Origin of the sequence: Pseudomonas kitaguniensis (genome assembly GCF_009296165.1) — a bacterium.
Lineage (GTDB): Bacteria > Pseudomonadota > Gammaproteobacteria > Pseudomonadales > Pseudomonadaceae > Aquipseudomonas > Aquipseudomonas kitaguniensis.
In genome coordinates this window covers 1-21,765 of sequence record NZ_VUAZ01000084.1, presented here as the reverse complement: position 1 = coordinate 21,765, position 21,765 = coordinate 1, and the positions used below count along the sequence as shown (strand labels likewise).

Sequence of the window (21,765 nt, the reverse complement as noted above, 5' to 3'; positions counted from 1 at the left end):
CCGGTGATTTGCGGTGTAAAGACGTCCGGCGACCATCGGCATGAGCTTGAAACCCCTGACGGATGGGAGTACCGTCTGCGCCTTAGAAGGGCACCTCTGCTTTACCGTTGTGCGTGGGCCAAAAGCCCGTGCTTTGTAGGACAGAGAGGCTAGAAAGCGAATCCAGTACGTGAGCCCGGCCATTGCCGAGCCGCCTACGCCAACCTAATTCTGGCGCCGTTTGCCCACATGCAAAAAACCAGTGCCACGCTGCTGATAATCGATGACGACGAAGTAGTGCGCGCGAGCCTCGCGGCCTATTTGGAAGACAGTGGCTTCAGCGTCCTGCAGGCCAGTAATGGCCAACAGGGTCTCCAGGTATTCGAGCGCGACAAGCCCGACCTTGTGATCTGCGACCTGCGCATGCCCCAAATGGGCGGCCTTGAGCTGATCCGCCAGGTGACTGAGCTTGCCCCACAGACGCCAGTGATTGTTGTGTCCGGTGCCGGCGTGATGAACGATGCCGTCGAGGCCCTGCGCTTGGGCGCTGCCGATTACCTGATCAAGCCCCTGGAAGACCTGGCTGTGCTTGAGCACTCGGTGCGCCGTGCGCTCGACCGCGCCCGCCTGCTGCTGGAGAACCAGCGCTACCGCGAAAAGCTCGAAACCGCCAACCGCGAGCTCGAAGCCAGCCTCAACCTGCTTCAGGAAGACCAGAACGCCGGTCGCCAGGTGCAGATGAACATGCTGCCGGTGAGCCCGTGGAGCATTGACGCGTTCAAGTTTGCCCACCAGATCATCCCGTCGTTGTACCTGTCGGGGGATTTTGTCGATTATTTCCGTGTGGATGAGCGCCGCGTGGCGTTCTACCTGGCTGACGTGTCCGGCCACGGCGCTTCTTCTGCCTTTGTTACCGTGTTGTTGAAATTCATGACCACACGGTTGTTGTTCGAGTCCAAGCGCAACGGAACCTTGCCGGAATTCACCCCTTCCCAGGTACTGGGCCACATCAATCGAGGCCTGATCAGCTGTAAGCTGGGCAAGCACGTGACGATGGTCGGCGGCGTGATCGACGAAGAAACCGGTCTGTTGACCTACAGCATTGGCGGTCACCTGCCGATGCCGGTTTTATACACTCCAGACAGTGTGCGTTACCTGGAAGGGCGTGGTCTGCCGGTGGGCTTGTTTAATGAAGCCACCTACGAAGACCACATCCTGGAACTGCCGCCGACCTTCAGCCTTACGCTGATGTCCGATGGCATCCTGGACCTCCTCCCAGAGCCTACACTCAAGGAGAAAGAAGCCGCCTTGCCCCAAAAGGTCAAGTCGGCGGGCGGCAGCCTGGATGGCCTGCGGCAGGTTTTTGGATTGGCCACGCTAGGGGAGATGCCGGATGATATCGCCCTATTGGTGTTGAGCAGGAATCTTTGATGAGTACCGGAAGAATCCAATTCGCCGAGCAAGACGGGACTTTCGTCCTGAAGTTTGTCGGTGAAGTGCGCCTGACGTTGTGTTCGGCGCTGGATGCGACGATTGAGCGGATTTTCACAGCCTTGAATTTCTCGGCGATCGTGATCGATCTGACCGAAACCCGCAGCATCGATAGCACCACCCTTGGCTTGCTGGCCAAGTTGTCCATTCTGTCGCGGCAGAAGGTCGGCCTGTTGCCGACCGTCGTCACCACCCACGAAGACATAACCCGTCTGTTGCAGTCGATGGGCTTTGATCAAGTGTTCAACATCGTTGAAAGCCCGATCCCGTGCCCGGAATGCCTGACCGACCTGCCATCCCAGGATCAGTCCGAGGAAGTGGTACGGATCAAGGTGCTGGAAGCGCACAAAATCCTGATGGGCCTGAACGAGTCCAACCGCGAAGCCTTCCATGACCTCGTCAACGCGCTGGAACGCCACTAAGCCCCAGACTTGAAACCCCGTCCAATGTGGGAGCTGTGACTGGTTTGAGATCAACGAAACACAAAAAAGGGCGGCACCCTCACAGGTGCCGCCCTTTTTGTCGCCGCCTGCCTTACAGTTTGGCAGTCAACAGCGCTTCCAGCTTCTCTTGATCCCGAGCAAACTGACGGATCCCTTCCGCCAGCTTCTCGGTGGCCATCGCATCCTCGTTGGACTCCCAACGGAACTGCGCTTCAGTCAAATGCACGCGCGCTTCACCGGCGTGGCCTGGCGACAGCTTGCGTTCAAGCTTGCCTTCATCGGCCGCCAGCTTCTCCAGCAAGTCCGGGCTGATGGTCAGGCGATCACAGCCGGCCAACTCTTCGATCTGGCTGAGGTTACGGAAGCTCGCACCCATCACCACGGTCTTGTAGCCGTTGGCCTTGTAGTAGTTGTAGATGCGTGTCACCGACTGCACGCCCGGGTCATCCGAACCTGTATAGTCGCTGCCGTTGGCCTTCTTGTACCAGTCGTAGATACGGCCCACGAACGGCGAAATCAGGAACACCCCGGCTTCGGCGCACGCCACAGCCTGGGCAAACGAGAACAGCAGCGTTAGGTTGGTCTGGATGCCTTCTTTTTCCAGCGTCTCTGCCGCGCGGATGCCTTCCCACGTGGAAGCGATCTTGATCAGCACGCGGTCACGGCTGACGCCAGCTTTGTCATACAGGTCGATCAGACGGTGCGCACGCTTGAGTACGGCGTCAGTGTCGAACGACAAGCGGGCATCCACCTCGGTGGAAATACGCCCCGGTACCACCTTGAGAATTTCTTGACCCACCGCCACCGCGAAACGGTCGCTGGCCAGGCCCACGTCACCGTTGCAGTCTTTAACGCACTCATCCAGCAGCTTGGCATAGCCCGCAATCGAAGCGGCCTTGAGCAGCAGGGAAGGGTTGGTGGTCGCGTCTTGTGGCTTGAGCTTGGCGAGCGTAGAAAAATCGCCGGTATCGGCTACGACAGTGGTGAATTGCTTGAGTTGTTCCAGCTTGGAAGTCATGAGCGTGCTCTGTCCTTTGGGTCTGATGACATTACCCGAGCGCCGGCAGGCGCTCAAGGGCGCAAATGCGTTCGATCGTTTGCGAGGGCAACAACCTGAAAACAGCCGTTTGAATGACCGGCCATACTAATAATAGGAGGCCAGAATGCGCATCAGGTTCAACCCAAGTGCCGCATGACCTCCCCGATTAAACTGTGGGAGCGGGCTTGCTCGCGAAAGCGGTCTCTCAGTCCCCCAACAAATCAACTGACACCCACCCAGCTCACCAGCCTCACAATCACCGCCCCTCCAGCAACTCCGCCGCCTGATCAAGCAACGCCAGCGGGTGGTTGGCCTTGTGAATATCCACCGACAACAACTGCCTGAACTTGCGCGCACCCGGAAACCCAGTCCCCAGCCCCAATACATGCCGCGTAATGTGATGCATCGTCCCGCCACTGGCCAAATGCTCCGCAATATAAGGCCGCAACTGCGCCAACGCCTGCGCCCGACTGATCACCGGCGCCGTGCTGCCAAACAACTGCTGATCCACCTCCGCCAGCACATACGGGTTGTGATAAGCCTCGCGCCCCAACATCACCCCGTCAAACGTCTGCAAATGCTCCTGGCACTGCGCAAGCGTCTTGATGCCGCCGTTGAGAATAATCTCCAACTCTGGAAAGTCGCGCTTCAACTGCGCCGCCACGTCATAGCGCAACGGTGGAATATCGCGATTCTCCTTCGGCGATAAACCTTCCAGAATCGCAATGCGCGCATGCACCGTAAAACTGGTGCACCCCGCGTCCTTTACCTGCCCGACGAAATCACACAGCTCAGCATAACTGTCGCGCCCATTGATGCCGATACGGTGCTTCACCGTCACCGGAATCGACACCGCGTCACGCATCGCCTTTACGCAATCGGCCACCAACGCCGGATGCGCCATCAAAATCGCGCCGATCATATTGTTCTGCACACGATCACTCGGGCAGCCGACGTTCAAGTTCACTTCGTCGTAACCAGCAGCCTCCGCCATGCGCGCGCACGCGGCCAAATCAGCCGGCACGCTGCCGCCTAGCTGCAGCGCGAGCGGGTGCTCGGCTTCGCTGTGGCGCAGGAAGCGCTCGTGGTCGCCATGCAGGATCGCGCCAGTGGTGACCATCTCGGTGTAGAGCAGGGCGTGCTTGGAGAGCAGGCGCAGGAAGAACCGGCAGTGGCGGTCGGTCCAATCCATCATCGGGGCGACGGAGAAGCGGCGGGAGAGCGGTGCGGGTCTGGCGTTGTTTGCGGGCATTGGGAATATGCAATCGGTGAGGCTGGTGGTGAGGCAGTTTATCAGCATTGCTCTTGTGAGGTTTCAGCGAGTATTGGGCCTGATCAGCCCGGTGAGCACCGGAATGACGCAGCTCTGCGGGTGACTTTGGTGCCAGAGGTGAGCTCGGCTTGAAGGTGTTAAGGTTTTTTTACCTTCGTTTGCATTCATCAAGTTCGCTCTGGCTTTGCAGTGTTGAAGTGATACCTAATCGATATTTGCAATACTGGATGACCAGATGTCGCTCTTCTGAACTCAGCTCACTCAATTTTTTATCGTCTGATTCATATGCGAAAATATTTACAAACTCGATTTGAAAGGTCGGGCTTTTCTTTATAAAGAATACTTTTTTCGGATACGCGTCTTCCATCTTTTCGTAATAGCCGACGTATAGCGTGGCGACGAGTGCCGCCAGAATAATGATCAGTAGCGATTTCATAACGAAGGTGGCCGCAAAGTTTGGTTTTCATACGAAGGTTTTTCACCCGTTTCATACCGATATTGCCAGGGCAAATTTTTCCCTCACCGGCTTGCATTGGAAACTCGCGGTGACCGCCCAACAAGGTTGTCACCCTGAATACGCTGCTCAGTGTTTGGATCAAGCTCGTTGGGGATTGGCCGAGTTCGAGCTTGTGCGGCCCACTCTAACGAGTCAGCCTCCAAGGCTAACTGGCTGGCGTACATCGCGGCACACGACAGCGAATAATCACAGGGCGTGCCGCCGTCTCTATTAAAGCAAAACACAATATTATTAATGAAAACCTCCTTTATTCGACGATTGTTGCGGCTTGCTAATAAATTACACTGGAGTAGCCAGCCTGGTCGGACCATTGGGGTTTGACATGGCCAATCCCTTATCGCGGTGACGCAGACGCGCTAGAGCGGCTGGGTGGTATACGTTAGTGTTTAAATCCCTGATTCAGAATATCTATCTCGCCAGCTGATCGTAGGCATGTGCAGGGCTACAGTTACAGGAAGTGATGAAATTTCATCAGTTCCTTCCAGATGTACCCATAGCTATAGCGAAGCCATATAACTTTTAATCGGTCGAAGCTACGTCGTAGCCAACTGTCTTCTCGCGCCTTGAGTTCTTTGCCTATTTCTTCCAGCAGCCATTGATCTTGAAAACCAGACCAAACAGGGGGGACTGGCGTTTCAAGATTGCTGAAACACACTGGCGCGACTTCTGAGTACAATATCTGTTCTACGAGCTTTGGGTCATAGCCGCGTATTCTTTGCGCGATAGAAGCGTAGTCGACAGTGCTATCCACAAAGGCTTCTGCCAGTGCGATCTGGATGCTTGCTCGTTCCTCAGGTGTCAAAATATGTCCCAATGTGCCAGCTCCTCTAACTCTGCGTCGAATGTATCAGCCGCGACCCCGCCAGCAATACCGCCGGCAATGCTGCCAATGAGAACAACGGCTATGGCACAAGCAGGCGCGCCAGGACCACAAATAGCGGATACGCCCAACCCTGCCAGAAGTCCTCCCGCCGCACCTCCTCCCAGAATCGTGGCTTGACGAGCTGTTTCCTTGGCCTTGTCGTCTGCGTTCAGTATTTGGTAAGTGGCCAGCACCGCCGTCATGATGATGCCTACCTTGCCCATCACGGACATAATTTTGGTGCCAGAAGTGAATTTGGCGTTGGCACTGCCGGACCGCTCCAAAGCACGGTACAAGACTTCTTTCTGTTGCGTTTTTGACAATTGTTCGTAGTTCTTGTTGAACTGTGCTTGAGATTTTTCGTTCAGGATCTCCACATGTGTTCGGCCGATCTTTTTCTTTTTTTGCGCAATGGCCAGGCCCTGTGCGGACGTAAACTTGCGGTGTTCAAACATGATTTTGTTGCGCATCTCATTGCTGAACTTTGTCGCGTCCTCAACGCTGATATTACCGGCTCTCACCTCAGCGAATATTTGCTGTGACATTCGTCGAATATTGCTTTCGTAACTTGCTCGGACGCGCTCGTCCTTGATAGCGTCGATGGAAAAACGACTGGCAGCTCCTTCCATGCCTGCGACCGCCATCTCAAGGGGAGAGCGTTCGAGCGTATGTTCGCTTTTAACAACATAACTACCGGTTACCAGATTGGGTTCCGTCACGAGAATATCCTTATCCCAAAATATCGTTCAGTAGCCCATCGATGCCTGAAGCGGTGCAGGCGCTTTCGTGGTGGGCAAATGCCAAGGTATGACACGCCTTTCCAGTAGGATTGGAAAATTTGACCGAGTTGTTTGCGTCAAAGACCCCAGACATGGAAGACCCATCGTCAAAGTAAGCCGTGCATGCAAATCCTGCGTAGCTTTCTTCGGCGGGAATTTTAAAGCCGATCCAGTTCCCGTAGATGACCATGGGTGTAGGCGCAATAAAGGGAGCAGGGTTATGGACGCTTCCGATGATAACCGTACCCGAACCTCCAATCACAACGTCGCCATGTGTGCCGACAGTACCGACCAGTGCGGCGTTTTGGCCGTTGATAAACACCGTGTCGGAAAATTCGGAATCTAAGGCGCTACCGCAGGTACACGTGTCGCCTTTGCGAGCAGCTGCGAGCCCGTCGAAGTACACATCAGGAGAGCCGGTTGCGATCGCTTTGGCGCCGTGCCCAGGAATGGGACAGCTTGTTGGATCGGTGATACGTGCGGCTGGCTTTGCCATGCTGACTCCCTGTCAACGAATTTACTGAGGCGACTGTACCAGACTTGCTTTGAGCGGTGGCTCGCGTCTATGCAATCTGGTTGCGATCTATGTTTCTGCAGTTGTCTTTCGAAAGCGGGTGATGGTTTAGTTAGTCTAGTCTTCGAGATTTTTGTTTGCTTTTTCAAGCCATTCAGAGTGCAGGACGACTCCAGCGCCCATCGCGAATCGCTGCCAATGATCATCCGTGGCGAATTTACCTTCGTTGGCATATGTAACAGCCAACGCAATCTGCCCGATCAGCTTTTTTTCGTGTTCGATGCATTTGTTTAGAACATCCATTGCCAGATAGGTCGCTGTCTGGCCCTTTGTCTTGGTCAGATCTGCGAGAGAGCAGGACAGCCTTCCAGCAAATTTAGTGGTATTCCAGTCATGGCGGCCTTATGGGGATGGTTGTGGGACGTTACCCCGCCGAGCGCTGGACTGAATCAGCAAGCGGTGGCGAGGAGGAACTGAGTGCTGCTTGTTACCGGATATCGTGGCTAACCCCCCATCTGCAAATTTTTTTAGTAAATATTATTTGCAATGACCTAAATTTTAGCTTAGATTTACTTTTCGTGAATAAATATTTACTAAAAAGCTGGGTGTTAAATTGTACAGTGAAGCTCTAGTTCAGTTGTCTTTGGAAGCGCTGGGAGGTACCCAGAAAGAACTTGCTCTTCGGCTTGGCGTTTCCGCGACACAAATTAGTAAGTGGAAAAAGGGAGAACACCTATCTCTTGAAATGGAAGGGAAGTTGAGGGCTGTTTCTGGGATTGGTGATCAGAATCCGGAATTTGTTGTCTGGAGTGGTTCCCGTGAAAATGCTAACAAGTGGGAGCAGCTTATCCATTCTTTAGCTGAAATGGCACACATTAGCGACGAGACGGGGTACAACGCAGATCCTTTAATGGACGACAGTGGTCTCTTATGCTGGAATACTTTTGATGTCCTCCGCGAAATGGGCGTCAAGATTCCTGATGAGTTTCCAGCTGAGCTAGATATCCGGCGAGAGGGTGAGGATGAAGTTGATGATTTTTGGGAAGTGGTGCATATCAATCAATACTCATCTGCGATATATAATATTTTCAAGTCGTTTGCGGATGTCTACGGATTCTATGTTGCATATGTAGCTGATTTGATTAATGACGATATGGATCTGTTTGATTCTCCAGCTGAGAATATTGAGCCATGCCTCATATCGCTTGCAGCTTCCAAGATTGAGGTGAATTTAGAGTTTGCTCCAAATTTTAGAAATTTTAAGTATAAAGTTGAAAAAGATTATGAGGGATGGCTTGGCTTGGTGAAGACGAAAGCGTTCCGAGATGGCGCGCCATTAGGAGCTGAACTCCTCGATCTTGTTCACGGAAGTCATGACGGGCTCGGGCACGTCGCTGAGGCTGAAAGCCTTGGGCTAAATGCTTCACGTATACATCCTGATATTTATATGAATGAGCTTTTGGTGGGCATGCGAAGAATCCACCAAGTACTACCAGTCATCATGAAGAAACTCGGCATCGAAGATGAGTTTCAATTGGAAGAAAGCAATCTTCATATCCAATAGAAATATCGGAGTCGATAGTCGCCGGAAAAATCAGGTTAGGCCAACTTTGACAGGATATTTCCCACATCTTTCTCGGCTTGCCCGTCAGACCACCCATCGCTAACCTCCTCCAGCCGCTGTAAACCCAGCGGTCGGAGGTGGAAGTCCGTATTGCTAAGGCGTTTTAACTCCCCAAAATATTTGGAGCTTCGCCCATGCCCAGCAAAACACATAAACCTCACGTAGATAACAACACCGCACCGGTCGACGCCGAGCTTAACGCCACCGCTCAGCGTGCTATTCACCATTATCTGCCTCCATCTGACGACGCCAAGCTCACTGAACCACCAATCAGCAACCTATTCTCCGTCAGCCCCAACATCGACACCGAAACACTCCTTGCCAACGCCTCCGAAAACCTGGAATCCGCCAACCAAATGGCCGCCACCCTGGCCTTCAACCTCGAAGACCCCCAACGCGCCATCGTCCTCGGCATCCAACAGCTAATCGATCTCAGCGCTCTACTGGTCGACCGAGCCCATGAGCAAGTCGCGCCAGCAGCCAACGCAGCCAAGGCCTGACAACCCAGCCCGCCGCCTTACCTCAAGGCGGCAACCTGAACCCCCGCTGTCACACCGCACAGTTTCATGATGCCCTGGGCTTTTGAGGCCTACGATCTCTCTCAAGAGAGGACTTCCGCGCCTCCAGCCCACAGGGAGCTGAAATATGATTTCGAACCTCGTCAAAGTCGTGATGATCGCCGGCGCATTGCTGTTGAGCGCTTGCTCGTCGGGTGTTAGCAGCGATCCTTGTTTCACTCAGGGATGCCAGGCGTTTGGGGACCACAGCCCCAACAAATCCGCCAAGATGAGTTTTGGCGGCAGTGGGTTGGGCAGTAGTTATGGTGAGTATGGTTCTGGGTTGTTGCATGATGACTGATTGAGTTGTGTGTTGACTGACCCACCGCTATCGGGAGCAAGCCCCCTCCCACAGTTGATTTGTGGTGGGGGCAGGTTTGGCTGTTAGTGGCCGTTTTTCATGCGGCGTGCGATGAGGTAGAGACCCAGGCCTGCGAGCGCCGTCGCCGCGCCGATGTAGCCGGTGCTGGTCCAGCCGAGCCCCGCGGTAATCGCCATGCCACCCAGCCACGGCCCGAGTGCGTTGGCGAGGTTAAACGCTGCGTGGTTGGACGCCGCCGCCAGGCTCGGGGCTTCGTGGGCGATGTCCATCAGGCGGATTTGCAGCGGTGCGGCCATGGAGATCATGGTGCCGACGAGGGCGATGCCGAGCAGTACGCCCCACAGCGAGCTGGCGGCGAAGGTGAAGAAGATCAACACGGCCATCGACCAGACAAGAATCCAGCCAACCGCGCGAAATTGCAGGCGATCGAACAGTTTGCCGCCGGCGATGTTGCCGATGATGCCGCCTACGCCAAACGCGGCGAGACCGAAGGGGATCCATTGTGGCGAGACTTTAGTCACTTCGAGCATGGTCGGTGCGAGGTAGCTGAACACGCAGAACATGCCGGCAAAGCCAATCGCGCCGATGGAGAGTGCCATCCATACCTGCGGTTTGGCGAAGGCGCGCAGCTCTTTGCGCGGGTCGCTGCGTTGTTCGTCGTGGCGGTGCGGCACGAATTGCCAGACCAGGCCGATGGTGCACAGGGCGATCACGCTGACCAGCGCGAATGCTGAACGCCAGCCAAGGTGTTGGCCGAGGAAGGTGGCGATGGGGTTGCCGAGCAGCATGGCGAGTGTGAGGCCCATCATCACGCGGGCGACGGCGCCGGCACGTTTGTCGTTTGGCACCATGCTGGAGGCGACGACGGCGGCGATGCCGAAGTAGGCGCCGTGGGGCAGGCCGCTGATGAAGCGGAAGGCCATCAGCGAGCTGAAGCTCGGGGTGAACGCGGTGGCGAGGTTGCCGAGCGCGTACAGGCCCATCAACAGCAACAGCATGTGTTTGCGCAGCAGCTTGGCGCCGAGGATGGCCAGCAGCGGGGCGCCGACCATCACGCCCAGTGCGTAGGCGCTGATGGCGTGGCCGACTTGCGGTTCGCTGAGGTTGAGGTTGTGGGCGATGTCGGGCATCAGGCCCATGATGGCGAATTCGCCGGTGCCGATTGCGAAAGCGCCCACGGCCATGGCAGCTTCCATATTGGCGGCGCTGCGCGCTGGCAGCACATGTCCGGGTGTTTGCTGGATAGTCATGGATAACTCTGTGTTGATGTAGGGCAGAAATAAGAACCGCCGATGCTACTGAAGCGGCGGCGAAGGTGTCTAGAACAGCCTGTTGCGCAAGAGTTCAGTTTCATCAAGTGCTGGGTGACATTACGTCGCGTCTACCGATACTGCGGTTGCGCCAAGCAGACCAGGGTTCGACCCGGCGCTGTAAGCGACGCCGGTAGTCAGACCGTGAAGTGCCTTATTTGCTCGTGCAGGTGCAGGGCCAGCGCATTGCCCGTATCGCATAGCAGGTACAAATGCTGTGCTGGCAGCGCTGGCAGTTCGGTTAGTTGCTTCAGCCCTTCGCCCATGCGGCTTTGCTCCATCAGGCCCACCGCCACGCCACTGCGGATACACGCCTCGACGGCGGATGAGTTGGGGCTTTCGAGCAGCAAGCGGTGGTAAACCCCGTGGTCCTTCAATGCCTGCAACGCCGCCGCGCGATACGGGCAACCGGCGATGGGCACGGTGACCGGCAGCGGCGCATTCGGCGGGTAGTCGAAGTGTTCGGCCGCCACCCACAGCGGCTGCACAGCGCCCAAACGTTCGCCGTGTGCCAGCGGTTGCGCGCTGACCGTTATCGTCAGGTCAAGCTGGTTCGCCGTGAACAGATTCAACAGCTCGCCGCTGGTGCGCGCTTCGACTTCCAGCTCCAGCAACGGGTTGTCGGCAATCAGTCGGGGCAGGTAAGCCTGCATAAACGCGGGCGCGTAGGTGTCGGGTATGCCCAGGCGAATCTTGCCTTGCATGCGCTGCGGCATCAGCGAGATCAACAAGCGGTCGTGGCTCTTGAGGAACTCCAGTGTTTCGCCGAGCAGCTTCTTGCCGTACTGCGTCAGTTCCACGCCTTGGTTGCTGCGGCTGAACAGGCGTTGGCCGACCTGATCTTCAAGCTTTTGAATCTGCGTAGTAACGGTGGATGCGCTGCGGTGCACGTGCTCAGCCGCTTCGTTGAAGCGACGAAAGCGTGCCACGGCGTGAAAGGTGCGTAACAAGTCGATATTCAATTGCTGGGTCATGATTCCACTTTTCAGGATCACTGATGCAGGTTATTTCAATATACACAAGCATGCGCGGCCCTTAGCTTCTCAGTCAACACACACTGGCTGGAGGATTCATGAGGCGATCAACCCTGGGGCTGTTGCTGCTGCAAGCGGCATTTGTGCTGTCGTGGAGCTCCGGCTACATCGGCGCCAAGCTGGGCACGCAAGGCGGCGACGCGTTTAACCTGCTGTTCTGGCGGTTCCTGTTGGTCTCGTTGTGCCTGGGGTTATTTTTGAATGTGCGGCTGCTGAACATTTCTTGGGCGCAGGTTCGCCATTACGCCGTCATCGGTTTCCTGTCGCAGTTTCTGTACCTGAGTTGCCTGTACGTGGCGATTCAAAATGGTTTGCCGCCGGGCATTGCCGCGATCATTGCGGCCTTGCAGCCGCTGATGACGGCGGCGTTGTCGACCGGCAGTTCGGCGGAGCGCAGTGGCGGCTGGCAATGGGCAGGGTTGGTGGTCAGTTTTATCGGCGTGTCGATCGTTATCGCCGGCCAATACGGTAGCGGTGGCGCAGGCGTCAGTTTGATCATGTACTTGTTGCCAGTGGCCGCGGCGCTGGGGCTGACAATGGCGACCTTGTACGAGCGCCGCTCGGTACACGTTCAGGACGCTGGTCTGGTACTGCCGCTGTTCATCCAATCGATGTGGACGTTGCTCGGCTTCACCGCGGCGGTGTTGTACACCGGCACGCTGAGCATTCCGCATGATTCAGACGTGCTGATCTCAATCGTCTGGCTGACAGTGTTTTCCACCTTTGTTGCCTACTTGAGCCTGTGGATGTTGCTGCGGGTGATGACCGCGACCCGCGTAGCCGCGCTGGTCTATCTGGAACCACCGGTCACACTGGTGTGGGCAGCGTTGATGTTTGGCGATGTGATTTACCCCTCAACTTACGCAGGTATCGCGGTTGTGGTGTCGGGGCTGATTCTGCTGCGCCTGAAGCGACCGACCGTCGTGTGCGCCTCTTGAGGCACGCCGCTTCAGCAACCTGACAGATACCACCTGTTACAAATAACTCAGAGCCAAGCAGGAGCGAGGCTGCAACAGGGGGCTTTTTTTACGGATTTATTCGTTGGGCGGTCACGCCCGAGGGTTTTGTATGTTGCTACGTTATGCAGCAATGGCGGCGGTAGTCGTCGCAGCGTCCGGGTGTGTACAAGAACGTGTGGTGCATGAGCGCGGGCCTGTGCAGCGTGAGTATGTAGAAGTCGTGGCGCCGCAACCGCCGCCAGTCCAGGTAATCGAAGTAGAACCGGCTGCGCGCTACGGTTATGTGTGGTCGCGCGGTTACTGGCGTTGGGAAGGCGGGCGTTACGTAGCGGTGCATGGGCATTGGGAAGCGGTGCGCGAGGGCTACCGTTACGTGCACCCGCACTGGGTGCAGCGTAATGACGGTTACCACTGGCAGGGTGGTGGCTGGGTTCGCTGAGGCGTGATCAGGTTGGCTTTTTAGTGCCTAACAACCGAACCTCGCGCAACAGCGCGGCGCCGAGCTGATCGTTGCCCAGTTCCTTGTAGCCCACGGCTTTGATGTCACCGTTTTCTTCCGCCTGGATGATGATCACCGGCGTCTCTTTGCCGGTGGCTTCATCCACATGCAAGGCGTACTGCGGTATGTCCAGCTTGATCGGCGTACCCGCCGCCTTGCCTTTTACGTTGATCAGGAACGCCGCGCAGCCTGTGTCTACATCGGTGCTGGTGGCGGGCCGGCCGCTGACGAAGCAGGTGCTCGGCAGGTCGGGCCAGGCGATGGTGTCGGCAACGGCCACCGCGCAGGCCATGCTCAAGGTAGCGAGAAGAAACATGCGCACGTGAGTGTGTCTCTCGATCAAGGTTGAACGCGGTTTTTACCAAAGCCTGAGCGTCGTCGCAATGCCGTGCTCAGGCCAGTTGCTTCATACCGGCTGCCTTGACGGCGTTGAGGTCAAAGGTGGCGGTGTATTTACAGCCTGCCGCGTGCGCGCACCGTTCTATCAGGCAATCGGCAAAATCAGCTTTGTTCGCGGTGAACCGTCGCAGCGCCTGCCAGATGATCTCGGCATGCTCGATGGTCAGTTCGCGCGTGCGCAACAGGGTTTCCAGCACGGCCACCACCTCGCCCTTGGCGCACTGGTAGCAGCTTTGTAGAACCCACACCAGTTCAACCACAGACACCAGGCTGACAAAGCCCGGCGACAGTTGGGTGAGCGATTCGATCAACTCGGACGCTTTGGGCGATTGAACCGGATCGTCCTGAGTGACGTAGCGCACCAGCACATTGGTATCCAGGCCGATCATCGCGCATTTGCTGCTTGGGCCGCGATGGCGCGGTTCATGTCTTCAATCGATACGGCCCTGGCGGGTTTTCGGATCAGGCCCTTGAGGTCATGCACGGTATTACTGGCTGCGATGATCGAAAAGGTGCCGTCCTCCATTTCGACGAACTCAACGCGGTCGCCGGTTTCCAGGCCCAAGGCAGTTCTGACCTGAACGGGAATGGTGATTTGCCCTTTTGAGGTCAGTGTGGCGGTTGCCATATTAAAAATCTCCTTCGTGATACTCCTTACCTTAGGGTAAGGCGTTATCGAGGGCAAGGTCCGTTGGTCCATAGGTCGCTCTTCTGGTGTGGGTGAGTAGGAACAGGTAAAACCTTAGCCTGACTTAGCCCACCTACACGGCCGAAAACGCCCGCAATGAGATACAGCATATGACTGATCGCCAGCTCATCATCCCGCCCTCCATGCACACCATCGTCGAACGCGCCGGCTATGTGCCCGCGGTCAAAGTCGGCAAAACCCTTTACTGCGCAGGGCAAGTCGGGCGTACGCCGGAATTGGCGGTGATCGAAAACCCCGAAGCGCAGTTCATCGCCGCTTGGGCGAACCTGCGTCAGGTATTGGAGGAGGGTGGTTGCAGCTTTGAGGATGTGGTGGACATGACCACGTACCACGTGAACATGCACGAGCACATGGCGGTTTTTCGGGAGGTGAAAAACCGCCTGTTCCCGCGTGGGCACTGCGCCTGGACGACCATTGGCGTGTCAGAACTGGCGCATCCCGGTTTGCTGGTGGAAATCAAATGTGTGGCAGTTCAGCGTTAGCTCAGTGAGCCCTGTTTACTGAACCACGCGATAACACGGTACATACGCCGCGCCGCCCGGCAACTTCATGCGGTGTTGGGCGACAAACGCCTGTAGCAGCTCGTCCAGCGGTTTCATGATGGTCGGGTCGCCCTGGATTTCGTACGGGCCGTGCTCTTCGATCAGGCGGATGCCCTTGTCCTTGACGTTACCGGCCACGATGCCCGAAAACGCGCGGCGCAGGTTGGCGGCGAGTTCGTGGGGCGGCAGCGCGTGGCTCAGTTGCAGGCTGGCCATGTTGGCGTGGGTTGGATCGAACGGGCGCTGGAAGCCTTCGTCGATCTTCAGCAGCCAGTTGAAGTGGAACGCATCGTTGCGCTCGCGGCGGAACTGCTTCACCGCCTTGAGGCCTGCGGTCATTTGGCGGGCCACTTCGGCCGGGTCGTCGATGATGATCTGGTAGTGTGCCTGCGCCGCTTCGCCGAGGGTGGCGCCGACGAATGCGTGCAGTTGTTGCAGGTATGGCGCCGCGTGTTTCGGCCCGGTGAGCACAACCGGGAACGGCACGTCGCGGTTGTCCGGGTGCATCAGGATGCCCAGCAGGTACAGGAACTCTTCCGCCGTGCCCGCGCCACCCGGGAAGATGATGATGCCGTGGCCGACGCGCACAAAAGCTTCCAGGCGTTTTTCGATGTCCGGCAAAATCACCAGCTCGTTAACGATAGGGTTCGGTGCTTCGGCGGCGATGATGCCCGGCTCGGTCAGGCCGAGGTAGCGCCCGCCGGTGATGCGTTGTTTGGCGTGGGAAATGGTCGCGCCTTTCATTGGACCTTTCATCACGCCAGGGCCGCAACCGGTGCACACGTCAAGGCTGCGCAGGCCCAGTTCGTGGCCGACTTTTTTAGTGTATTTGTATTCTTCGGTATTGATCGAGTGCCCGCCCCAGCACACCACGATTTTTGGCTCGACGCCCGGGCGCAACGTACGGGCATTGCGCAACAGGTGGAACACGTAGTCGGTGATGCCTTGCGAGTCGCTCAGGTCGATGCGCTGGCTGCCCAGTTCGTTCTCGGTGTAGACGATGTCGCGCAGGGCGCTGAAGAGCATTTCACGCGTGCTGGCGATCATTTCGCCATCGACGAACGCGTCGGCCGGCGCATTCAACAGTTCCAGGCGCACGCCGCGGTCCTGTTGATGGATACGCACTTCAAAGTCTTTGTAGGCGTCGAGGATGGTCTTGGCGTTGTCGATATGCGCGCCGGTGTTAAGGATGGCCAGGGCGCACTGGCGGAACAAGGTGTAGATGCTGCCGCTGCCGGCTTCACTCAGTTGCTGCACTTCACGTTGGGACAGGGTTTCGAGGCTGCCCTTGGGGCTGACGGAGGCATTGATGACTTGACGTTGAGGCATTCTGATTCCTTGAAAGCACAGCCATCGCAGCCGCCACGGGCGGCGATGGCTTGAGAATGGTGAGCGCCGAACCCGGTCGCACGAGACGGTTATTTTGGCAGGCGTGTGGCCATGCGCAAACACCGTCAAGCACCATCATGCCGCAGAAGTTACTGAATCAGCTTCCAGTTTTTGTAGAAAACCCGACGCAGGGTAAAGACCAGCCCGGCAAAACCCGCGATCACGGCGTTGAGCACCCTCGGCAGCGGGGTCGGCCGCACAATATCAATGAACAGGCAGTAACGCTTTGCATCGTTTTTGTTGAATGACGCGTGCATCAGCGTGTCATCGAAAATAAACAGCGGGTCGTCGTGCCAGTAGTGCTTGTGCTTGCCCACCTGAATGTAAACGCCCTCGTGGTGAGGCGCTGGCGCCATGTTGTAGAGCACGCGAAACATCATGCGCAGCGGGCCGAAGTGGAAAGATGTTGAGCGGTTTTCGTTGAATACCGACACACCGATGGTCTTCACAAACGGCAGTTTCTTACGCAGTTGCGGGATGTCCAGGGCCGTTTCGATCGGGCGGCCGTACCACTGGAAAAACAGCATGCCGCGCTTTTTCTCGGCCATGCGTTCATCCAGGTAGCTGATGATTTGATCTTTGTTGGCCATCGCGTCGTCGATCACCTGTTGCAGGTCTTCGCGCCAGGCGGGCGGCAGGTCGTGCAGGGTATAGACGTGGCGGTTGCGGCTGCTCAGCAGGTCGAACAAGGTGTTGAACGGCGCCAATATCCACGTATTACGCCCGTTGCCGATGAAGTACTTCTTGAGGGTGTCGCGGTCGTACAGGCCGTTGCGCAAGAAGTCATAAACACCGCAGATCAGCACCAGCAGCACAAATACCAAACTCGTTCGGGGGAAGCAGTAGATGAACAGCAGAACCCCCAGCACCCAGGCGGCTGAGACGAGTTTTTTTTGAACAGCACTTTTGCTCATGAAGCGTGGCTCCGGGGTTGAAACAAATTGAAACAATGTTGCCATGATAATGGGTTATGGCGGCGGCAGGCGTTTTAAATAGTACGAGTTTGTGACACGCGGACACAGTTTTCACCGCGCTGGGCAGCCTGTCCCGCGTTTTTTTGATTGGATTTTGTAAACGCAAGATTTGCGACTATCGTGACGCTTCGGTTTTTCAGGCGTCATAGACCGGTACGATTAAGTTGAATGGCCACCATTGGCCTTCGGCACCTTGGAAGAGGCAGAAATTTTATGATCATCAAACCGCGGGTTCGTGGCTTCATCTGTGTGACCGCTCACCCTGTTGGCTGTGAAGCGAACGTCAAGCAACAGATCGACTACGTAACCCAGCACGGCGCCATCGAAGGCGGCCCAAAGAAGGTGCTGGTCCTCGGCGCTTCCACCGGTTACGGCCTGGCTGCGCGCATCAGTGCTGCGTTTGGCAGCAACGCCGATACCTTGGGCGTGTTTTTTGAGAAAGAAGGCGAAGAAGGCAAGTTGAGCTCCGCCGGCTGGTACAACAGCGCCGCGTTCGAGAAGTTTGCGGTCGAAAAGGGCCTGTACGCCAAGAGCATCAACGGCGACGCGTTCTCTGCCGAGATCAAGCGCCTGACCATCGAAACCATCAAGAAAGACCTGGGTGAAATCGACTTGGTGGTCTACAGCCTGGCCGCGCCACGCCGTACCGACCCGCAAGGCGTGGTGCACACCTCCACGCTCAAGCCAATCGGCAAGGCCGTGACCCTGCGCGGTATCAACACCGACAAAGGCGTAGTGGTCGACACCACCCTTGAGCCTGCCACCCAGGAAGAAATCGACGGCACCGTGAAGGTCATGGGCGGCGAAGACTGGCAGCTGTGGATCGACGCCCTGCGTGACGCCGATGTGCTGGCCGAAGGCGCCAAGACCACCGCGTTCACCTACCTGGGTGAAAAGCTGACCCAGGATATTTACTGGAACGGCTCCATCGGCGAAGCCAAAAAAGACCTCGACAAAAAAGTCCTGACCCTGCGCGACAACCTCGCCGCACTCAAGGGCGACGCCCGTGTGTCGGTGCTCAAGGCTGTGGTGACGCAGGCCAGTTCGGCCATCCCGATCATGCCTCTGTACCTGTCGCTGTTGTTCAAAGTGATGAAAGAGCAGGGCACCCACGAAGGTTGCATCGAGCAGGTTTACGGCCTGTTCAAAGACAGCCTGTACGGCAGCGAGCCGAAGCTTGATGGTGAAGGCCGCCTGCGCGCCGACCTGGCCGAGCTGGAGCCGAAAGTCCAGGACGCTGTAGCGGCGCTGTGGAACCAGGTCACCGACGACAACGTCAACGAGATCAGCGACTTTGCCGGTTACAAGGCTGAGTTCCTGCGCTTGTTCGGCTTTGAAATCGATGGCGTGGACTACGAAGCTGATGTGAACCCGACCGTGAAGATCAATGGCCTGATCCAGGCCTGATCACGCTCCCAAAATGCACTCGCTGGTTTGCCTGGCAGCGAGCTTGTGTGGGAGCCGGGCTTGCTCGCGATAGCAGCACTGTGGTGTGACTGACCCACCGCAGTGGCTGTATCGCAGGCGAACCAGCGCCCACACAGGCCAGCTTCTGCATTTGACTGCGCTTTTATCCGAACCCTCCTACACGCCATCGCGCTCCCGCCCGCCCTCACAATCTGCCAGACTCCTTGCGCTATCAAGCCACGCTAACGGAGGATCTGATGACGATTCGTGCAGTAGTTTTTGATTTCGGCGGCGTCCTGTTCGAGTGGAACCCGCACCACCTGTACCGCCAGCTAATTGCCGATGACCATGCGCGGCAGCACTTTCTCGACACTATTTGCACCCAAGCCTGGAACACCGAGCAGGACGCGGGCCGCAGCCTGGCTGAAGGCACTCGCCACCTGATCGAGCAATACCCGCAACATGAACGCCTGATCCAGGCGTATTACGACCGTTGGCACGAGATGCTGCGTGGCGCGTTGCCGGAAGGCGTGGCGATCCTTGAAGCCTTGCATCAGGCCAATATGCCGCTGTTCGGGCTGACTAACTGGTCGGCTGAAACCTTCCCCTATGCGCGAGCCAACTATCCGTTCCTGCAGTATCTGCGCGATATTGTGGTGTCGGGCGAGTTGAAGCTGATCAAGCCGGATGCGGCGATCTACCACGCCAGCCTCAGCCAGGTGCGCGCCCATCTGCCGGATATTCAGCCCGGTGAAGTGGTGTTTATCGATGATGTCGCCGGCAATATCGACGCGGTCGTCGCCCTCGGTTGGCAGGGCATTCACCACGTGTCGGCCGAGCGCACCGCGGCGCGCCTGCGGGAGTTGGGCGTGGCCTTCTAGCGCGCCCACTTTTCCATGGCGAAATCGACGAAGGCGCGCAGCTTGGGCAGGCGGTAACGGTCCTGGCGGTAGAGCAGGTGCATGGGGCGGCTGGACAGTTGATAGTGGGTCAGCAAGGCGACCAGCTTGCCGCTCGCAAGGTCCGGTTGCACCAACGCGTCGGCGAGCATGATGATGCCCATGCCGTTTACGGCCGCCTGGCGCAAGCCTTGCGAGCTGTTGATGGTCAATGTGCCAGACACCGGAATTTCCACCTCGCCTGTCTCGCCGGTCATGCGCCAGAGTTTGTCGGTATCGCGCCAGTTGTCGGTCGCCGGGTAGGCGAACGCCAGGCAGTCGTGCTGTCGCAGATCATCCGGCGTCTGTGGCGTGCCACGTCGCGCCAGGTATTCAGGTGACGCGCAGAGGGTGAGGGTGTAGGCCTGCATTGGCCTGGCGATCAGGCTGGAGGTTTCCAGTTCGCCAAGACGGATCGCCACGTCGAAGCCGCTGTCGACCAAGTCCATCCGCTCATTGCTCAGCACCACGTAGAGGTTGATCAGCGGGTAGCGCCGGGAAAATTCGCTCAAGGCCGGTGCCAGGCGTTCGGTGCCGAACACCGGTGGCGCGGTGATGCGCAGGCTGCCTTTGGGGATTTCGCTGTGGGCCTGCTCTGCCAGCAGCTCGGAGTCGGCGACCAGCCCCAGCACTTCCAGGCAGCGCTGGTAATACTGCCCGCCAAATTCTGTGAGGCTCTGTTTGCGCGTGGTGCGTTTGAGCAGGCTGACCCCCAGGCGTTGCTCCAGGGCACGCAAGTGGTTGCCGACCATGGTCGTTGACATCCCGCACTCCTGCGCGGCGCCCGTCATGCTGCCGGTCTCCACCACTTTCACGTACACCGACATTGCCTGGAACAGATCCATTATCAAGCCTTGGTTTAAAGTCATTGCAGAAATTCTGAGTTTATCCACCTCGAGTGGCTAACGATACTGCAGTCATCCCAACGATGCACTGGAGCTTGCCACCATGACCGCCGCCTGCCTGATGACCACGTATCAACCCTTGGCCCTGAGTTTTGTTCGTGGCTTGGGCACGCGCCTGTGGGACCAGCAAGGCCGTGAATACCTCGACGCGGTCGCCGGTGTGGCGGTAACCAATGTCGGGCATTCGCACCCCAAACTGGTGGCGGCGATCAGTCAACAGGCGGGCTTGTTGTTGCACACCTCCAACCTCTACAGCATCGACTGGCAACAGCGGTTGGCTGAGCGCTTGACGCAGTTGTCCGGCCTGGACGGTGCATTTTTCAACAACTCGGGTGCCGAAGCCAACGAGACGGCGCTGAAGTTGGCGCGGCTGCATGGCTGGAAAAAAGGCATTGAAGCGCCGTTGGTGGTGGTGATGGAAAACGCCTTTCACGGGCGCACCCTCGGCACCATGGCGGCCAGCGACGGCCCTTCGGTGCGGTTGGGTTTCCAGCGTTTGCCGGGGGATTACCTCAAGGTGGCGTTTGGCGACATGGAGGCGCTGGAAGCCGTCACTCAAGCGTTTGGCGCGCGCATTGCGGCGGTGCTGCTCGAGCCAATCCAGGGTGAAAGTGGCGTGTTACCGGCGCCACCCGGCTACCTGAAAGCCCTGCGCGATCACTGCACGCGCCACGGCTGGCTGATGATGCTCGATGAGATACAAACCGGCATTGGTCGTACCGGCACCTGGTTTGCCTTTCAGCACGAAGGCATCGTGCCCGACGTGATGACCCTGGCCAAAGGCCTCGGCAATGGCGTGCCCATCGGCGCCTGCCTGGCGCGTGCCACGGTCGCGCAGTTGTTTACGCCGGGCAGCCACGGCAGCACGTTTGGCGGCAACCCATTGGCCTGCCGCGTGGGTTGCACGGTGCTGGACATCATCGAAGAACAGGGCTTGCTGCAGAATGCCGCGCGGCAGGGCTCGCACCTGCTGGCGCGTTTACGTGTTGAGCTGAGCGAACACCCGCAAGTATTGGCGATTCGCGGCCAGGGTTTGATGATCGGTATTGAACTGGCCAGCCCTTACCGCGACCTGGCCCTGCGAGCGGCGCAAGAACACGGCGTACTGATCAACGTGACGCGGGGCAAGATCATCCGCCTGCTGCCGCCGCTGACGCTGGATGCAAAAGAGGTCGAAATGATCGTGCGCGCCATCACCCGTCTACTGGACTGAAAAACGATCAAAATGTGGGAGGGGGCTTGCTCCCGATGGCGGTGTGGCAGCCACTGCATTGGCTGACCGACATATTGTCATCGGGAG

Annotated in this window: 25 protein-coding genes and 1 pseudogene; 11 read left to right on the top strand and 15 right to left on the bottom strand. The window is 57.5% G+C overall.

Going from position 1 to position 21,765, the window contains the following annotated elements:
* Nucleotides 1-228: 228 nt before the first annotated feature.
* Together rssB and rssC are read left to right on the top strand one after the other, a co-directional pair.
* Nucleotides 229-1,410, top strand: a complete 1,182-nt coding sequence (rssB, locus tag F0169_RS15125) for a two-component system response regulator RssB (RefSeq protein ID WP_058414748.1) — start codon at nt 229-231, stop codon at nt 1,408-1,410.
* Nucleotides 1,410-1,892, top strand: coding sequence for an anti-sigma factor antagonist RssC (rssC, locus tag F0169_RS15120; RefSeq protein WP_058414747.1), 483 nt, complete (start codon nt 1,410-1,412; stop codon nt 1,890-1,892). The genes rssB and rssC overlap by 1 nt, the downstream gene beginning before the upstream one ends.
* Before the next feature lie 112 nt (nt 1,893-2,004).
* Here the strand turns inward: rssC and tal are convergent, their stop codons facing one another.
* From tal to F0169_RS15080, 7 genes and pseudogenes are all read right to left on the bottom strand, one after another.
* Complete coding sequence (gene tal / locus F0169_RS15115) at nt 2,005-2,931, bottom strand: transaldolase (protein ID WP_058414746.1); 927 nt, start codon at nt 2,929-2,931, stop codon at nt 2,005-2,007.
* A 277-nt stretch (nt 2,932-3,208) separates the two neighbouring features.
* The gene (gene dusA, locus F0169_RS15110) at nt 3,209-4,204 is read right to left on the bottom strand and encodes a tRNA dihydrouridine(20/20a) synthase DusA (RefSeq protein ID WP_152746964.1); all 996 of its coding nucleotides are present in this window, start codon (nt 4,202-4,204) and stop codon (nt 3,209-3,211) included.
* Nucleotides 4,205-4,373: 169 nt separating this feature from the next.
* Complete coding sequence (locus tag F0169_RS15105) at nt 4,374-4,661, bottom strand: hypothetical protein (protein WP_152746963.1); 288 nt, start codon at nt 4,659-4,661, stop codon at nt 4,374-4,376.
* 529 nt (nt 4,662-5,190) lie between these two features.
* Nucleotides 5,191-5,556, bottom strand: a complete 366-nt coding sequence (locus tag F0169_RS15095; protein ID WP_152746962.1) for a DUF7079 family protein — start codon at nt 5,554-5,556, stop codon at nt 5,191-5,193.
* Nucleotides 5,541-6,323, bottom strand: a complete 783-nt coding sequence (locus F0169_RS15090) for a hypothetical protein (protein WP_172979451.1) — start codon at nt 6,321-6,323, stop codon at nt 5,541-5,543. Before F0169_RS15090 ends, F0169_RS15095 begins: the two co-directional genes overlap by 16 nt.
* A gap of 10 nt (nt 6,324-6,333) precedes the next feature.
* On the bottom strand, nt 6,334-6,879 hold the full coding sequence (locus tag F0169_RS15085; RefSeq protein WP_152746961.1) for a PAAR domain-containing protein: 546 nt from the start codon (nt 6,877-6,879) through the stop codon (nt 6,334-6,336).
* 172 nt (nt 6,880-7,051) lie between these two features.
* Nucleotides 7,052-7,292, bottom strand: a pseudogene (locus tag F0169_RS15080) (CopG family transcriptional regulator).
* A gap of 218 nt (nt 7,293-7,510) precedes the next feature.
* On the opposite strand from F0169_RS15080, the gene F0169_RS15075 reads away from it, so the two are divergent.
* From F0169_RS15075 to F0169_RS15065, 3 genes are all read left to right on the top strand, one after another.
* Nucleotides 7,511-8,461, top strand: coding sequence for a helix-turn-helix domain-containing protein (locus F0169_RS15075; protein ID WP_152746960.1), 951 nt, complete (start codon nt 7,511-7,513; stop codon nt 8,459-8,461).
* 194 nt (nt 8,462-8,655) lie between these two features.
* A complete protein-coding gene (locus F0169_RS15070) occupies nt 8,656-9,021 on the top strand; it encodes a DUF6124 family protein (RefSeq protein ID WP_152746959.1) in 366 nt (121 codons plus the stop codon).
* 145 nt (nt 9,022-9,166) lie between these two features.
* Nucleotides 9,167-9,379 carry a hypothetical protein gene (locus F0169_RS15065; RefSeq protein WP_152746958.1) on the top strand — a complete coding sequence of 71 codons (213 nt, stop codon included), beginning with the start codon at nt 9,167-9,169 and terminating at the stop codon, nt 9,377-9,379.
* Between the two features lie 83 nt (nt 9,380-9,462).
* Here the strand turns inward: F0169_RS15065 and F0169_RS15060 are convergent, their stop codons facing one another.
* Together F0169_RS15060 and F0169_RS15055 are read right to left on the bottom strand one after the other, a co-directional pair.
* A complete protein-coding gene (locus F0169_RS15060; protein WP_152746957.1) occupies nt 9,463-10,650 on the bottom strand; it encodes an MFS transporter in 1,188 nt (395 codons plus the stop codon).
* Nucleotides 10,651-10,847: 197 nt separating this feature from the next.
* Entirely contained in the window at nt 10,848-11,684 is an 837-nt protein-coding gene (locus F0169_RS15055) for a LysR family transcriptional regulator (protein WP_122251423.1), read from the bottom strand.
* Nucleotides 11,685-11,782: 98 nt separating this feature from the next.
* Between F0169_RS15055 and F0169_RS15050 the strand changes: the two genes are divergently transcribed.
* Together F0169_RS15050 and F0169_RS15045 are read left to right on the top strand one after the other, a co-directional pair.
* The gene (locus F0169_RS15050; RefSeq protein ID WP_152746956.1) at nt 11,783-12,682 is read left to right on the top strand and encodes a DMT family transporter; all 900 of its coding nucleotides are present in this window, start codon (nt 11,783-11,785) and stop codon (nt 12,680-12,682) included.
* Between the two features lie 130 nt (nt 12,683-12,812).
* Nucleotides 12,813-13,142: a YXWGXW repeat-containing protein gene (locus tag F0169_RS15045; RefSeq protein WP_031319816.1), complete on the top strand. Its 330-nt coding sequence runs from the start codon at nt 12,813-12,815 to the stop codon at nt 13,140-13,142.
* Nucleotides 13,143-13,149: 7 nt separating this feature from the next.
* On the opposite strand, the gene F0169_RS15040 is transcribed toward F0169_RS15045, so the two are convergent.
* From F0169_RS15040 to F0169_RS15030, 3 genes are all read right to left on the bottom strand, one after another.
* Nucleotides 13,150-13,494, bottom strand: coding sequence for a hypothetical protein (locus tag F0169_RS15040; RefSeq protein ID WP_152746970.1), 345 nt, complete (start codon nt 13,492-13,494; stop codon nt 13,150-13,152).
* A 100-nt stretch (nt 13,495-13,594) separates the two neighbouring features.
* Complete coding sequence (locus F0169_RS15035; protein WP_099238811.1) at nt 13,595-13,990, bottom strand: PIN domain-containing protein; 396 nt, start codon at nt 13,988-13,990, stop codon at nt 13,595-13,597.
* Nucleotides 13,987-14,301, bottom strand: a complete 315-nt coding sequence (locus tag F0169_RS15030; RefSeq protein ID WP_082649081.1) for an AbrB/MazE/SpoVT family DNA-binding domain-containing protein — start codon at nt 14,299-14,301, stop codon at nt 13,987-13,989. The genes F0169_RS15035 and F0169_RS15030 overlap by 4 nt, the downstream gene beginning before the upstream one ends.
* A 98-nt stretch (nt 14,302-14,399) precedes the next feature.
* Here F0169_RS15030 and F0169_RS15025 point away from each other — a divergent pair, with 98 nt between their 5' ends.
* Nucleotides 14,400-14,792 carry a RidA family protein gene (locus F0169_RS15025; RefSeq protein ID WP_152746955.1) on the top strand — a complete coding sequence of 131 codons (393 nt, stop codon included), beginning with the start codon at nt 14,400-14,402 and terminating at the stop codon, nt 14,790-14,792.
* A 15-nt stretch (nt 14,793-14,807) separates the two neighbouring features.
* Here F0169_RS15025 and ppnN read toward each other — a convergent pair whose 3' ends face one another.
* Together ppnN and F0169_RS15015 are read right to left on the bottom strand one after the other, a co-directional pair.
* On the bottom strand, nt 14,808-16,181 hold the full coding sequence (gene ppnN / locus F0169_RS15020; RefSeq protein WP_152746954.1) for a nucleotide 5'-monophosphate nucleosidase PpnN: 1,374 nt from the start codon (nt 16,179-16,181) through the stop codon (nt 14,808-14,810).
* Between the two features lie 149 nt (nt 16,182-16,330).
* Complete coding sequence (locus F0169_RS15015; RefSeq protein WP_058414727.1) at nt 16,331-17,155, bottom strand: aspartyl/asparaginyl beta-hydroxylase domain-containing protein; 825 nt, start codon at nt 17,153-17,155, stop codon at nt 16,331-16,333.
* Between the two features lie 273 nt (nt 17,156-17,428).
* Between F0169_RS15015 and fabV the strand changes: the two genes are divergently transcribed.
* Both fabV and F0169_RS15005 read left to right on the top strand, forming a co-directional pair.
* Complete coding sequence (gene fabV, locus F0169_RS15010; RefSeq protein WP_152746953.1) at nt 17,429-18,622, top strand: enoyl-ACP reductase FabV; 1,194 nt, start codon at nt 17,429-17,431, stop codon at nt 18,620-18,622.
* A 257-nt stretch (nt 18,623-18,879) separates the two neighbouring features.
* Nucleotides 18,880-19,503 carry an HAD family hydrolase gene (locus tag F0169_RS15005; protein ID WP_152746952.1) on the top strand — a complete coding sequence of 208 codons (624 nt, stop codon included), beginning with the start codon at nt 18,880-18,882 and terminating at the stop codon, nt 19,501-19,503.
* Here F0169_RS15005 and F0169_RS15000 read toward each other — a convergent pair.
* Nucleotides 19,500-20,405, bottom strand: coding sequence for a LysR family transcriptional regulator (locus tag F0169_RS15000; RefSeq protein WP_152746951.1), 906 nt, complete (start codon nt 20,403-20,405; stop codon nt 19,500-19,502). The two genes, F0169_RS15005 and F0169_RS15000, sit on opposite strands and share 4 nt — an antisense overlap.
* 103 nt (nt 20,406-20,508) lie before the next feature.
* Here F0169_RS15000 and F0169_RS14995 point away from each other — a divergent pair, with 103 nt between their 5' ends.
* On the top strand, nt 20,509-21,678 hold the full coding sequence (locus F0169_RS14995; protein ID WP_122251410.1) for an aspartate aminotransferase family protein: 1,170 nt from the start codon (nt 20,509-20,511) through the stop codon (nt 21,676-21,678).
* The last annotated feature ends 87 nt before the right edge of the window (nt 21,679-21,765 follow it).